The organism is Gordonia sp. McavH-238-E (genome assembly GCF_022348225.1).
Classification (GTDB): Bacteria; Actinomycetota; Actinomycetes; order Mycobacteriales; family Mycobacteriaceae; genus Gordonia; species Gordonia terrae.
Genome location: NZ_JAKRFE010000001.1, coordinates 267,229 through 281,183, shown reverse-complemented (window position 1 = coordinate 281,183; position 13,955 = coordinate 267,229). Strand labels below are relative to the sequence as shown.

Sequence of the window (13,955 nt, the reverse complement as noted above, 5' to 3'; positions counted from 1 at the left end):
CCATGAGCTCGGTCTAACGAATCCATGAATTGGGAATCATCATGCCCGGCGCGAAGACTATCTGATTTCCGCCACCCAGAAGCACGCCACCTCCGTAGATTTCCTGTGGCGCGACAGCTCCCTCGAAGTACTTCGTGCCGGCCGGAACTTCAATCCTGGTCACAGCCGTGGCTTGATTCAGCCACTCGGGGTTCAGTGCGCTGTCGATACGAGCCTGCATAGGGCCGCTCGGTTCAGTCCGAGTCCAGAACTGACCCAGAGGCCGTCCGCCTTCTGTGTACGTCCTGTACAACGTCATCGGACTCTTCGAGACCCTTTCTGTATAGCTGCCGCCTCGGAATGTCTCGGCAAGCCACTTTTCCAGCGGCCCATCTACGTGAGGACCGTATCTCTTGACCGTCTCATCGCCAGAGCACGGGGTGAGGCCGAGCGGATCGATAGTCGCGGTCGGGTTGGTGGGATAGGTATGTGCATTAGGAGCAGGGGCAAGTCCCAGCGGGTCCGGACTCAGATACCTTCCGGTCCCTGGTTGGTAGTACCGGTAGCGGTTGTAGTGCAGCCCGCTCTCAGAATCGACATACTGACCGGGGAACGCCCACGGAGTCGACGAGCCCACCCACTTGCTCTCGCCGTAAAGCGTTCGTTCCGAATGCCCGGCGACTTCGCCGGTGCCCGAGTCGACGAGCGCTGTTGGCGTCGCGATCTGGTCAGTGACGATCGCGAAGAACTCCCGATCGACTTCGGTCTGCGTCCACTCGACCGGCTTGGACGGCGCAACCGTAGGTGAGCCCAGATTGAGGCTCACGTCTGCGTCGGGTCCGTTGTTTCCTGAGTCAGCATTGTCCGTCGCCGTGATCCATTCTGTGCTACGCGTCTGTGCGAGAGGTGTGTACGCATCAGGGGCGAACGTCCAGGTGATCGCCGTGAGGCCAAAGTCGGACTCGGCGTCCAGCACGTCAGCCGTCGACTCCGTCTGTTCGATTAGCTGTTCCCCGTGCCAGTGGAACCGAGTGACTGCCCCGGTTGCCGTGTTGGTTTTGCTGAGTCGTCGTCCCAAGTGGTCGTAGGTGTAAGCCCACGTCGTCCCGTCGGGAGTGGTCACGCTGCGCAGTCGATCGTGAGCGTCCCAGACGTAATGCCACACATCGGGTTTCCGCGACAATCGCCTGCGACTCATCGAAGTGAGGCGACCCGCTGGGTCGTACCGGTACGACGTCCGGCCGTCGTCGACGAGCAGGGTGCCGGAGTATCGCCAGCGGGGACCCTTCGAGGCTCGGCTAGCGCCTCGCACCTCAGGGAGCGGAGGCTGACTGCCGCCTCGCACCTCAGGGAGCGGAGGCTGACTGCCGCCTCGCACCTCAGTGAGCGGAGGCTGGCTGGCTTCCCGCGCATCAGGGAACGGAGGTCGGCCGGTGTCTTGCGCATCAGGCGACGTGATCGCTGAGGTCCCGTACTCGGTGATGTTGCCCGTCGCGTCGTAGGTCAGTTGCTCGGAGCCGGTTGGGCTGATTGCGGCAGTGATTCGCCCGAGCACGTCGACCTTGTACTCAGTCCGGCCGCGATCGGCAAGCGTCGTCGTCGAAGCAGTGAGGATGCCATCAGCGCGGTACGTGTACTCAGCTCGTGCGACAGCGCGTTCCTGTCCCCCACCAGCAGCACCGTCCGACCCGAAGTTCAGAGTCGCCGGATTGGCGGACACCGTCGCAACCGACCGACCGATGAGCCGACCGACCGGATCCCACGACGAGTCGATCGCCGTACCCTCGAAGCGTCGTCGCTGCTCGCGGCCGGACGCGTCGGTCGTGATGTCGCAGGTACGACCCGCCGACGAGATGAAGTCCAGCACGCCGCGCGGGTCGTACCCATACCGCGTATGAACCGCCGTCGGCGTCGTCACCGACGCCATACGGCCCGCGCCGGTCCACCCCGACTCGATGATCCAGTCGGTGGACCCGTCGTTCACGCCGGTCAGTTGCGGCATTCCGGCCGCGGTGTACGTCGAGTGCCACCGTCCGAACGGACCCACGACACTCTCTGGCCGACCGGCGGAATCGTAACTGTACTCAGCAACCTCCCCGTCGAAGTTGGTGTAGAGCGGGTCGGAACTGCGATCCGCGACAACACGACCAGCCCCGTCGTACTCAAACGCCACTGTCTGCCCGGCAGCGTTCGTCCGCGTGGCGAGTCGTCCGCCGGCGTTGTAGGCGTAGGTGGTTATCGCGTTGTTGAAGTCGGTCTCGGACTGCAACGAGCCGTCCGCGTTGTAGGAGTAGCTCCACACCAGACCGTCGGGGTTGGTGACCGCGACGAGCCGGCGTGCGGTGTCGTAGGTGAACGCGGTTCGCGATCCGTCCGCGTCGACCCGCGCCACCGGCAGGTTGTAATGACCGTACTCCCAACGAGTGGTCGCGCCAACGGGATCAACGTAGGTGATGCAGTTACCTTCGCCGTCGTACTCCCACCGCGACTGCCCACCATCAGGAGCGACGAGCCTGGTCCGGTTCCCCATCGCGTCGTACGCGACAACGGTTCTGGCACCCTCGGCGTCGACGACCTCGACCGGCCGTCCAAACGCGTCGTACGCAATGCGCGTCGAGTTGCCGAGCATGTCAGTGATCTCGGTCGGCAAGCCGGCCGAGTTGTTGCGGTACCGCACCACCACGCCGTCGGGATCCGTATGCGACGACAGCGCGCCATGTTCGTCGTAGGTGTACGACGTGACCGCGCCGGCGTTGTCGGTCACCGACAGCGGACTCCCGCTGTCGGTATAAGTAATACGTGTCGTCATCGGGCCCGGTTCGACGATCCTGTCCGGACGACCCGGACCCGCGTATTTCACCTCGGTCGCCGTGCCGTCGGGACCGACGATCCGCTCCACATCACCGAAGGTGTTGTAGTGCAACCGTGTTGACACGCCATCCGCGCCGCTGAGCACCAACGGTTGCCGACTGTCGTTGTAGTCGGTCCGGATGATCCGTCCCAGCGGATCGATCTCCTGCCGCACCCGACTGTCTGCATCGATGCCGTACAGCGTCGTCGCGCCGACGGCGTCGGTGTAGGTCGTCATCGACCCGGAACCCGCCGTCCTGAGCTGGTAATCGAACCGCCCGGACCACACTCCGTTCATGCCGGACTGGATGGTCACCCGGCCGAGGTCGTCATACCGGTTCCAGTACTCCATCCCGATCGAGTCCCGCCACCAGGTCATTCGCCCCGCGTCGTCGTAGCCGAAATGGGTTGTCGCACCGACGGCGTTGGTCGACGCTGCGAGATGGCCGCGATGGTAGGTGAAGGTGCGCAGCTGCTGGTCAACGGGGACGCCGTCCACCCCAGCGACCAGGCGGTACCCGAGGATCCGGGCTCCGTCGCACTGGACGTCGATGCGATAGCCGGCGGAATGTTCGACGGCCGAGGGCCTTCCGTGCTCGTCGAAGACGAAGCGGATCCGGTTGCGATGCCGGTCGGTCAGGGCTGAGACCGCAATGCTCCCCGCCCGCACATCAACGCCGTCCAGTTCCGGGATCGGGATGAAAAACCAGTTGATGAGCGTGCGCACATGGGTCAGCTGGTAGCCGTGTGTCGCCGTCGCGCGCAGTTCCCAGTCGGTGTCGTTCACGCTCCGCGACACGGAGTCCGCCTGCGGCTTGGGGAAATTCGTCATGGTGCCGTCGGCGTCGACGATGGTCACCAGGTCGTCGGTGACGATGGCGCGGGCGTCGAAGGTGGATGGTGTCGTCGGTCCGAGCCAGCGTCCCCACCGGTACCGCGAGCGATGGCGATGGGTGAGGCGGAGCGGCAGTACACCCGGGAGGTCGACTTCGGTCAGCGGAAGGAAGTACTCACCGGTTGCGACGTTGACCGGCTCGCCGTTGCTACGACACTGCTCTGGAGTTTCGTTGCCTTCGCTGGTGTCGGCGCGTTCGGTCGAGCCCGAGTCGGTGCGATCTGGGTGCCCGGCGTCGTGTGATTGGCCGGTGTCGTTGTCCGGGGTGGAGTTGGTGCCGTCCGGGTTGTCGCCGTCAGGTCGGTTCGACTGATCGGGGTCGCGCGGTGACGACGGCGCGTCGGGGCTCGCCGGGCGCGGGTTGGCCGCCGAGGGGCGATCCGGTGTGAACGGGCGGTCCGGGACCACGGTCGGTGGGATCGGCCGATCGTCGGGGCCGCTGCGAGGCGGGTGAGGCGCAGAGTCCGGGGCGTTCCGAACGGTCGGATCGGGCACATGATGGGTGTTCGACGGGACCGGACGACCGCGGTCGACGTCGCGCGGTGTGGTGGATTCTGGCGTGGTGCGCGCAGGAGGCGTGCGGTCCGGGGTGTGGTCGGGAGTGCGCGGAGGGGCCGCTGGGGCATCCGCCCGGCTCGGAGCGCCGGGAGTGGTCGGCGTCGGGCCTGGCTTCGGTTGCGCAGCATCCGGTGTGGCGTGCGGCGTCGACACCGGGTGATGACCGGCGACCGGCGCGACGGGTCCGGTTGCGGGTGTGTCGGCCTGGTCGGGCGTGCGCGTAGGGGCCTCGACGGTGTTGGGTCGAGTTGTCGGCGCATCCGGATGCGCCGAAGTCGGTGACGGACGTGGTCCAGGCGCGTCTGTGTCTGGTCGCACATGAGGTGTGGCTTCGTCGGCTTTGAGCGGGTGGCCGCCGGCCGGCTCGTCATGCCGGTTTGGAGTTCGGTCGACGACGGGCTCGTCGGGTTTGGGCGCCGACGGTTCGTCGTGCATCGGGCTCGGTGCGCCGTCGCGGTCGACGGCGTTGGTGCCGGGGGTGGATTGGCCGGGAGAGTGGTCGCCACCGGGCGCGGCTGCGGGCGTGGTGGTGTCGCCGCGGTTGGGTCCGGGCGGGTCGTCGTCGCCCAGATTTCGCGGGCCCGTGGGATTGTCCGCGGGTCCCGGCGTCGGGGATCCCGGCCCGTCCGAAAGAGGCGACGGCGCAGGCTCGGGTCTCGGCGCGGGAGCCGGAGTGTCGGGATTGGGTGCATGTGGCCCGGTGCCGTCGACAGGTCCGCCGGCGACGGGCTGATCCGGCGACCCTGCGTCAGGGCGCGGTGCGGGCGGTTCCGGCGTTCCCCCGGTGGGCGGAGGGTCGACGGCTCCTGCCGGTGGCGCAGACGAATCGGGCGTGGGAGCCGGATTAGGCGAGCCGGCAGGCGTCGGGGGCTCGGAGGCCGGAGCCTCAGGGGTGGGACCGTCGGCCCTGGGGACCGGTGGCGCGTTGTGATCGACGGGGATGTCGGGACCGTGCCGCCCGGGTAACTCGGCACTGGGACTGGCCCAAGGTGCATTGGGCGACGATCCGTGCGGGGCGGGTGACGGATGTGATGACGCGGGCGGGGCGTCGGGGTGATGTGGGGACGGGCTGGGGTGCGGGCTCGGTGACGGGGTCGCCGCGTCGCGACCCGCCTTCGATAGCAAGTTCAAACCCTTGGGTCCTGGGGCGCCCGCCAGCCCCACGTTGGCGAGAACATTCCCTAGCGATTGGGCTGGATCGGTTGACCATCCGGATCCGGCGAAGTTCCGCACGAATTGGTCGGGATGGGCGATCTGATGAACGATCCCCGTGACCATGGACGCTGAGTTGCGCATGTACTCATGAGGATTAGCGATGTTGTATGGGTTCTGGGGGCTCAGCATGTTGAGCCCTTTGAACAGTTCGGTGACCGCGCCGAGCCCCCCGGCCCCGAAGTGCGCGATAGCCATGGAGCCGGCTGTGCCGACGTCGGTGGCAGTCATTCGCGCCTGGTCGAATGCTGACGGCATCGGCGGCGCCATGTCCGCCGCGCCGCTCAGTTCGGCCTTGACCCCCGAAGCTGAGGCGTTTCGGTGGTCGCGGCCGACTTGCAAGACTCGCTCTGCCTCGGCCTTGTACCCGGGCCACGGGTTGGGTCCGGGATGAGTGGGCGGCGTGTCGCGTCGATCGTGCTTGTAGTCGTCGAGTTCGTCGTTGTAGGTGTTGGCTTTCGCGACCCATTCGTCGCGTTTGCGCTCGCCCTCTTCCCAGATGCGGACGGCCTCCGCGGCCTTCTGCTGTGCGAAGGTGACGACCCCGGCCCAACCGGCTAGTGCAGCAGCAGCTTTGGTGGCTGCGTCGCCGGCTTCGAACCACAGCGGTACTTGGTGGGCCGTCGCGTCTTGAAACCCGGATTCGCCGGATCCGGCCCAATCGCCGACAGAGATCCCTCGCAAGCCTTCTCCAGCCTTCATGAAGTTGCTGGCAAACCCGGTGAACTTGTCTGCGAGAGCGGTGATCCCGGCAGGGTCGCCGAGTACCAGTTCTTTCGGATCTTTGGTCTGCTCGAGGTTCTTCTCGCCGGGCATGGCGCCCAGTGAGTTCGCGATGTCGTCGCCTAAGTCCTCGACGCCGGTGGCGATGCTGTCGAGACCGATTGCGCGCAGGCCGCCACCGATGACATCAGTGGCGTCGTCGACCAGACCCCCAACGAACTCCTTGCCGTCTTCGAGGGCATCGAAGAGACCCATTCAGTTGGTCTCCCCGGTCGGACTCCGCTCGCCTTCGTCGCCCGGGTCGGGCGGCGAATCCGCGGTGAACCCGTCGGTCTTGAATCCTTCGATCGTGTCGGTGATCAACGTCGACGGGTTGAGCTGGTGACGAACAATCGTCTCGAGATCGTCGACCACCGACCTGTTTTCCTCGGCGAACTTTCGATGCCGCTCCATCTCCTCCGGGGTGAGAGCCCATTTTGGGTCCGTGATGGCGTCACGGTGGTGATCCCAGAGCTCACCCCACGACTTGTCTTTGACTTCCTCCGGCGACAGTCCTGGATCACCGACGAGGTCGGTCACGTAATTCTTGAGCTGGTCACCCGCCCACTTCTCTTCGCGCTCGTAGTGGCTGGCGCCAAGCTCTAGGCCGATCGAGATCTCGGCTGCGCCGGTAACCAGCGCTCGAACGCCCCATTCCCAGCGGTCGCAGTACTCCTCGAGCCCGCTTTTTGGGTCGGCATGGCCAATCGTGCGGCCGTCGAGGTCGAGGTCGCCGTAACCACGGCCGATCGCGGCGCTGTAGTCCGATCCGACGCCGGTGTCGGCGAGACCCTCGATGACACCGTTGATGCCGTCGCGAGCCATTCCGAGAACCACAGGGTCAACGCGCAGGTTCTCAATCATCGGACTACCTCGCCCACATCGTCGTAGTAGCAATGCGGTGTCAGCTCGCGGGAGGGCGGAAAGGTCATCGTCGAGGGCGTCGCGGGGTCGACGACGAGGCCGGTGGGTTCGGGGGCTTGGTCGAGGACTCGGTCGATGAGCGCGTGACCGGGAACGTCGAGGTAGCGGACCTCATCTAGGTCGCGGTCGGTGAGTTCGGCGAACTCGCGCAGGCGCTCCGGCGTGGTGAACGCCAGCATCCACGGGATACCGGCTTCCACCAGCGTGAACAGGCGTCCGTTGAGATCAAGTGGAACGGCGAGGGTGGCATCGCGAAGGGCTTCGTAGAGCCGAGGCGGATCACCGAAACCGGACAAATACGCCCGCACCTCATCGACATATGTCGTCATCACCGGACTCCCCCGCAGTCATCACCGTGTGCCGGTTGATGCTAGATCATGGAACTTGGATTCTCGCGGTGGTGTTCACAGGTCGGTGGACGCCATATTCGCGGCGACGCCAGATAGAGTACCGCCCGACTGTTGTCCGCGAAGGCTTCGGAATCTAGTTTCTGCTGAGGCCCTGTGATCCGGGGTGGATCCGGTATCCGCAACAACGCGCGTGCCGTGACTTCTCCACAACACGGCAGCCCCCATCACGATGACCCCACGTCGTACTAGTCTGTTCGACGAGTCGGCCCCAGCACGGGTCCGTCACCGGGAGGGGGACCCATGAGCACGCCATTCGCCGACGACTCTCTGCTGCCCCAGGCCGTCCCAGAAATGCCGGTCAGCCCGCACGGTCGAGGAACTGTACTGCGATCAGAGCGTGCTGACTGGGAGCGTCGGGCCACCGCGGCCGCGTCGGCTGCGGCGGAGTTGGCGGAGGCCTCAAAAGCTCTAGCGGGTGCCGCTCGAACTAACGTCTTTGGAGATTGCGTTGAAGGTAAGGCATTCCACGAGCGGCTCGTTGGTGCTGTCGGGCGACTATCGGAAGCGCTGACTGATCACTTGGATAGGGCTCGCCTTCTAAGCACACAGTGCCGCTCGGCGGCCGATCTGATCGAGGCCTCTGACGACGGGGGTGCGGCGAGCTTTGGCACGTGACAGCCGACAGCTTCGAAAGACTGCGTACACATTCGTGGCCATTGTGACCGTCGCCGCATCGGGGGCCTGTACAACTGAAGGTCTCCCGGAAGCCTCGGCACCGGCACCTTCGGTTTCTGCCTCCTCGCTCGCGGTTCGGCAAACTGACGACTCAGGCCGAAGGCTTCCATTCGAAACACCTTTTCCCAATCGGTGGAGCATCAATAACAACGGCAGTCCATATGAACCGTGTACACAAATCGCACCTGAAGTGATTGAGGTCTCCGGTCTAGTCGTGGCGTCAGTGAAAGATGCCGCTGCTTCTGATTTTCAGACCATACGAGGATGCGAGTGGACCTACCTCGATGACGAGTTGTCATCGCTTTCTCAGATCGTCGGAAACATCATCGATCCTGACGCTGGGCTAGAAGGCCACAAAGCGCTGAATAGTGCTGCAACGGACTGGTTTCCCGATCGAGAGATTCGCAATCGTCGGGTGCTAGTCGGTTCGATAACGCCCTCCGACTGTGCGGTATACGTGCGCTCAGGAGACGCTGTGGTGGTCACAGCAGTCACGAGATTTGATACCGACCGACCCTCGACCGAGCGCATATGCGACATGGCCGCCGAATTTCTACAGGCCACAATCGATGGCATACCGAAATGAATTAACCCGAGCCGGCGCATTTAACTCACAGTGGTGACCGTCGGAGTTAACTTGAACTCGCGAAATTGACTGCACAGTGTGCCAGCCACTTCCCTAGTCTGGGTTACTAGGTCCCAAGTTCGCCGCAAGCTGATCCCTCTCAATCCAGCCTATCCAAACAAACCAACTTGACCAATTCCGCTCGATTGCGAACGCGCGCAGCGACAAACACGCGACTGACGTACTTCTTCACTGTGTCGACCCCAAGATGGAGGATTGCGGCGATTTCCTCGTTGGTGTGGCCATCGGCGACCAACTCCGCGAGCTCGAGCTGTCGCGGTGAGAGGCGGTCGCGCCAGGACGGAACTGGCTGTCCTGGAAGCAGTTTCGCGTAGTTCGACAGCTGCCGCGACAACAGCCCCATCGCTTGCACCCGCGCACGATCGGGCGCCCTTCCCTCGGAATCGAAGAGCCCGACGAGGCCGTGGCAGTCGTGCGCGAGGTCGAGGTGCATCACCGAGGCGCTGTGCAGACGTTTGCGGTACAGAAAGTCCTGGAGATAGGTCACCGACGGATCCGACAGACCTCGCAGGTGGTCTGCCGACAGCGCCGGATACTTCGACAACGCGGCCCGCGAGGCGATCGGCGCCACACTCTCCGCCGACGGCTTCGACGCCCTTGGACATCACTGGAACGTCATGGAAGAACGGGCTGCGGCCACCAACGTCACGGTCGACCGCAGCAAGTGGACCCTGGCCGGTCCATTCCACATTGCCGAGACGGAGGCGGAGGCGCGCCGCCAGGTCGAGTACGGCATCGAGCAGTGGTTCGACTACTTCCAGCACGTCGCAGCCTTCCCGCAGATGGCGGTCTCGGGGAACAAGCTGACCGAGATGATCGACTTCATCAACGAGGCCGGCATCGGCGTCATCGGCACCCCCGAACAGGCGCGCGCTCAGGTCCAACGGCTGTGGGACCAGTCCCAGGGTTTCGGATGCCTGCTGCAGATGGGTCACGACTGGGCGAATCCACAGGACACGATGCGTTCCGCGGAACTCTTCGCACAAGAGGTGTTCCCTCACTTCCAAGGTCAGGCGCAGGCAACACTCGACGCTGCGGAGCACGCTCGCGCGGTTCGAGAAGGCCACGCCGCCAAGCAGATGGAGGCCGTCGACCACATGACTCGCAAGTACGAGCAGGAACTGGCATCGAAGGGCTGAACGACGATGTCTACCAACACGACAGCCACGATCTCGCTGGCCACGTCGTTTCGCGATGCGATGGCTCACGTGTGCTCCCCGGTCGCCGTCATCACGGCTTTCGACGGCGACCGGCCACACGGAACCACTGTCAGTGCGTTCATGTCATTGTCGATGAGCCCGCCGATGGCAACCATTGCACTCGACTAGAACTCAGAGCTGCTCGGAGTGATCCGCCGCCATGGCTCCTTCGCGATCAACGTGCTGGGCTCACACCAGTCTGACGTTGCGCTCAGCTTCGCGACGAAGGGGCACAACAAGTTCGACGGCATCAGTTGGGCGAGGACCGAGACGCTGCCGGCACTGGACGGCGCAGCGATCTGGATGAGCTGCACCGCTGAGAGTTTCGTTCCCGGTGGTGACCACACGATCATCGTCGGCGCTGTGCAACACGTCGTCCGCCAGGAATCGCCGCCGCTGACCTACCACGGTCGGGTCTTCGGCACCCACTCGCCGTTTCCAGACGCCATCTGACACAACCTAGGAAGGACCTTCACCGTGTACGTATCCGTCCAGCCCGGTCGGGTCGACGTCGTCGAACGCACAGACTACCGGCGGTTCCATCTGCAGGCCGATGCGAACGTCTCCCTTCCCGAGATCGGCGCGCTGCTTCAGCGGGAGCGGCTCGGGGGTGTCGATGACGGTCACGCATGGATTCGGATCGACTCGCTGAGAGAGCGACTCGCGGGATTCACGGACTTCGACGCCGAGCAGTTCAGCGAGATGGTCACCTATGCGACCCAACGGGGGTGGGTGTCACCGGACGGTGCAGCGCTGCGTACACACATCCAGTTCGGAGATCAGCGCTAGCCTCTGCTCGGCGAGCTCTGGGCGTACACGTGAATCGTGAATGCCCCAGTCAGCGAGCTAGTTCAGTGGCGCAACTCGTCCGAACCACGCCCACCCGGCGCGATGTCGAGCAGATGTTGCGGAGCTGTCGATGAGTTTGCCGGTGAGAGTCGGCACCCTCATCGAGGCTCTGACCGCTCGAGGAGGCCGTGGTCGTTCGCGCGCCCGAACGATCGCACCTTCCCGTCTTTGCCAGAATGAGGGGCATGGTCGAACAGAGCATCTGGATGCAGAAGGTCGCCGAGGATCCCAACCACTCGAGCTGGTACGTCGAACGTTTCCGTGACCTCGCCCGGGAGGGGAACGACCTGGTCGGCGAAGCGCGGCTCATCGACGCAATGGCTGCGCGTGGATCTCGCATCCTCGATGCCGGGTGCGGCCCGGGCCGCGTCGGCGCCTACCTCGCGGAGGTCGGACACGACGTCGTCGGCGTCGACGTCGACCCGGTCCTCATCCAGGCCGCCGAAGAGGACCACCCGGGCCCGCGCTGGCTGATAAACGACCTCGCCGAACTCGACCTCCCGGCCCGCGGCATCGCCGAACCGTTCGACTTGATCGTCTCGGCCGGCAACGTGATGGCGTTCCTCGCCCCGAGCACGCGCGTCACAGTCCTCGAGCGACTGCGCGCGCACCTCCGCGACGACGGTCGCGCCGTCATCGGATTCGGCGCCGGTCGCGACTACGCGTTCGACGAGTTCCTCACGAACGCCGCCACCGCCGGCTTCACCCAGGACCTGCTGCTGGAGTCCTGGGACGTCCGGCCGTTCACCGAGAAGTCGGAGTTCCTCGTGGCGGTCCTGCGACCGGCGTAGCCGATTCCGTCTGGACGCCTGGGGGCCGGGCCAATTCAATCCTCGAGACTCGCGGCGAACGTTCCCTCGGTGATCTCGACCTCTGGCGCTAGCGGTTGCCGCATTCGCCAGCGTTCGATCAGCGTCGAGGCGGCGATCTTCCACTCACCGTCCTCGACGACGTACTCGTCGTCGTACTCCCCCACCATGACCGTTTCGGTTCGATCGAGCAGGTTCACCTGACGGAAGCGCAACGACCATCGTCCCACCGCGGTCGTCTCGCTGGTGAGGGTGATGGCGGGATGCATGCCGTGGTGCATGTCGAGGATGGCAAACCGACCGTCCTTCTTGTGCAGTGCGACCCGGCGGAAGATGTCGGTGAGTGCATTGGCATCGTCGTATGTGCCCATCGGTCCGTAGTCGATCCGCGCTCCGGAGCGCACGAAGCAGTCGCGAAAGGCAGTCACGTCCTTGGCATCTGACGCCCGCCAGTAGCGAAATTCGAGTTGCTTGATCGCACCGACCTGTTCATCTGCAGCCATCGTTCCCGCTCTCGCACCTAGGCGCACCATCTGTCGCGCCACTCCGACTCGCCACAGGCAGCCTATGTCCGCGCGATGTTCTCTTGAGTGGATTCACTGACAGTCGACGAAGCAGTCACCCCAGCGTGGCCAGAGGCTGAGCCTGCGCTCCGGAACGCCTACCTGCATCGAGGCATCCGAAATTGTCGGTGGTCGATGCGATCATGCGGGAGTCATGAGGGGTTCTCGTCCCGATCTGAACGAATCAGCACCCGGTACCGCCGTCACACGCGCACACCGTGTCGCGGCGTCGTCGCCGTGGCCGGAGGTGACCTTTGGTCGAGACGAGTCGGAGGAAGGAAGACACATGAAACTCTCTGCTGCGCTCGATGTCGAGGTCGTCGCTCACGAAGCCGCGGACGAGGTGACCGTGCTGCTCGAACTGCAAGCACCCGCCGGCCCCCTCACCAACAGAACTCCGACTGCTTTCCAGGTCGTGCTCGACCGAAGTGGCTCCATGTCCGGCGCCCCGCTCGACGGTGCACGCAAAGCTCTCACCGGCGTTGTCGCGCAGCTCGATCCCGCCGATGTCTTCGGTGTCGTCACCTTCGACGACGCGGCTGACGTCGTGGTCCCTGCCGCCCGTCTCTCGAACAAGCAACGTGCCACCGACGCCATCGCGGGCATCTCGAGCGGTGGCAGCACAGACCTCTCATCCGGCTACTTGCGAGCGCTGCAGGAGGTGCGCCGCGGCATCGGTGCGGCCAGCATTCGCGGCGGGACCGTGCTGATCATCAGCGACGGCCACGTGAACCGGGGTATCCAGGACGTCGACGATCTCGCGTCGGTCACCGCCAAGGCCGCCGCCGACGGGATCGTCACCTCGACACTTGGTTACGGCCGCGGGTACGACGAGACGCTGCTGTCCGCGATGGCGAAGGCAGGGAACGGCAATCACGTCTTCGCCGACGACCCCGACGCAGCAGGGGCCGCGATCGGCGGCGAAGTCGACGGACTGCTGGCCAAGGCGGCGCAGGCGGTCACCCTCACCGTGCGATCCGTTCCGCAGGTGACGCAGCTGACCCTATACAACGACCTCCCGGTCCACCAGATCGCCGAGCACGAGCTCATGATCGAGCTCGGCGACCTCCACTCGCTGGAGCAACGGAAACTGTTGTTGCAGATGAAGGTCGACGGACTTGCAGCGCTAGGACTTGTCCAGGTTGCCGACCTCGAGTTGCGCTACGTGGAAACTGCGACGCTGACCGAGCACACCGTGACCGTGCCGATCTCGGTCAACGTGGTGCCTGGCGACGAGCTGGGAGATCGGATCCCGAACCCGAAGGTGCACTCAGAGAAGCTGTACCAGGAGGGACAGGCCGAGAAACTCCGAGCGTCGCGAGCCTTCGAGCATGGTGACATCGAAGGCGGCGAGTCCGCACTGGGTGTTGCGCGTGCTCGTCTCACCGAGGCTGCCGCGTTTTGTCCCCCGGAGGACCGTCAGACGATCGACGACGAGGTGGGCGCGCTCGATGGGCTCGCCGCCGACATCCGCACTACAGGTGCGGGTTACGTCTCGAAGGCGACCCGCGACTCGTATCATCTCGCCAACCGCAAGCGCGGCCGACGCCGGGAGTGACTTCGTTCACGACGACGCTCCGCGTGGTCGTGAACGAGAACCCGGCCGCCGCCCAGCCGTCGAACG

Annotated in this window: 9 protein-coding genes and 2 pseudogenes; 6 read left to right on the top strand and 5 right to left on the bottom strand. The window is 64.8% G+C overall.

Annotated features, from left to right (window positions below; all coding sequences use genetic code 11):
* Positions 1-13: 13 nt before the first annotated feature.
* From MHN80_RS01150 to MHN80_RS01140, 3 genes are read right to left on the bottom strand one after another with little or no spacing between them, the layout of a single operon-like run.
* A complete protein-coding gene (locus tag MHN80_RS01150; protein WP_239398869.1) occupies positions 14-6,472 on the bottom strand; it encodes a putative T7SS-secreted protein in 6,459 nt (2,152 codons plus the stop codon).
* Complete coding sequence (locus MHN80_RS01145) at positions 6,473-7,120, bottom strand: hypothetical protein (RefSeq protein WP_239398857.1); 648 nt, start codon at positions 7,118-7,120, stop codon at positions 6,473-6,475. It lies immediately after the preceding gene.
* Positions 7,117-7,509 carry an SseB family protein gene (locus MHN80_RS01140; protein WP_239398855.1) on the bottom strand — a complete coding sequence of 131 codons (393 nt, stop codon included), beginning with the start codon at positions 7,507-7,509 and terminating at the stop codon, positions 7,117-7,119. The genes MHN80_RS01145 and MHN80_RS01140 overlap by 4 nt, the downstream gene beginning before the upstream one ends.
* Before the next feature lie 673 nt (positions 7,510-8,182).
* Here MHN80_RS01140 and MHN80_RS01135 point away from each other — a divergent pair.
* Positions 8,183-8,851, top strand: coding sequence for a DUF3558 family protein (locus tag MHN80_RS01135; protein ID WP_308219740.1), 669 nt, complete (start codon positions 8,183-8,185; stop codon positions 8,849-8,851).
* A 139-nt stretch (positions 8,852-8,990) separates the two neighbouring features.
* On the opposite strand, the gene MHN80_RS01130 is transcribed toward MHN80_RS01135, so the two are convergent.
* A complete protein-coding gene (locus MHN80_RS01130) occupies positions 8,991-9,254 on the bottom strand; it encodes a helix-turn-helix transcriptional regulator (RefSeq protein ID WP_239399272.1) in 264 nt (87 codons plus the stop codon).
* A gap of 214 nt (positions 9,255-9,468) precedes the next feature.
* On the opposite strand from MHN80_RS01130, the pseudogene MHN80_RS01125 reads away from it, so the two are divergent.
* The 4 genes and pseudogenes from MHN80_RS01125 to MHN80_RS01110 all read left to right on the top strand — a co-directional run.
* Positions 9,469-10,050: pseudogene (locus MHN80_RS01125) on the top strand (LLM class flavin-dependent oxidoreductase); the annotation flags it as partial.
* Positions 10,051-10,056: 6 nt separating this feature from the next.
* A pseudogene (locus tag MHN80_RS01120) lies at positions 10,057-10,563 on the top strand (flavin reductase family protein).
* Between the two features lie 24 nt (positions 10,564-10,587).
* The gene (locus MHN80_RS01115) at positions 10,588-10,899 is read left to right on the top strand and encodes a hypothetical protein (RefSeq protein ID WP_239398853.1); all 312 of its coding nucleotides are present in this window, start codon (positions 10,588-10,590) and stop codon (positions 10,897-10,899) included.
* Between the two features lie 245 nt (positions 10,900-11,144).
* Positions 11,145-11,750, top strand: coding sequence for a trans-aconitate 2-methyltransferase (locus MHN80_RS01110; protein WP_239398851.1), 606 nt, complete (start codon positions 11,145-11,147; stop codon positions 11,748-11,750).
* A gap of 35 nt (positions 11,751-11,785) precedes the next feature.
* Here the strand turns inward: MHN80_RS01110 and MHN80_RS01105 are convergent, their stop codons facing one another.
* Positions 11,786-12,271: a nuclear transport factor 2 family protein gene (locus MHN80_RS01105; RefSeq protein ID WP_239398849.1), complete on the bottom strand. Its 486-nt coding sequence runs from the start codon at positions 12,269-12,271 to the stop codon at positions 11,786-11,788.
* A gap of 346 nt (positions 12,272-12,617) precedes the next feature.
* On the opposite strand from MHN80_RS01105, the gene MHN80_RS01100 reads away from it, so the two are divergent.
* Positions 12,618-13,889, top strand: coding sequence for a VWA domain-containing protein (locus MHN80_RS01100; RefSeq protein ID WP_239398847.1), 1,272 nt, complete (start codon positions 12,618-12,620; stop codon positions 13,887-13,889).
* Positions 13,890-13,955 lie beyond the last annotated feature (66 nt).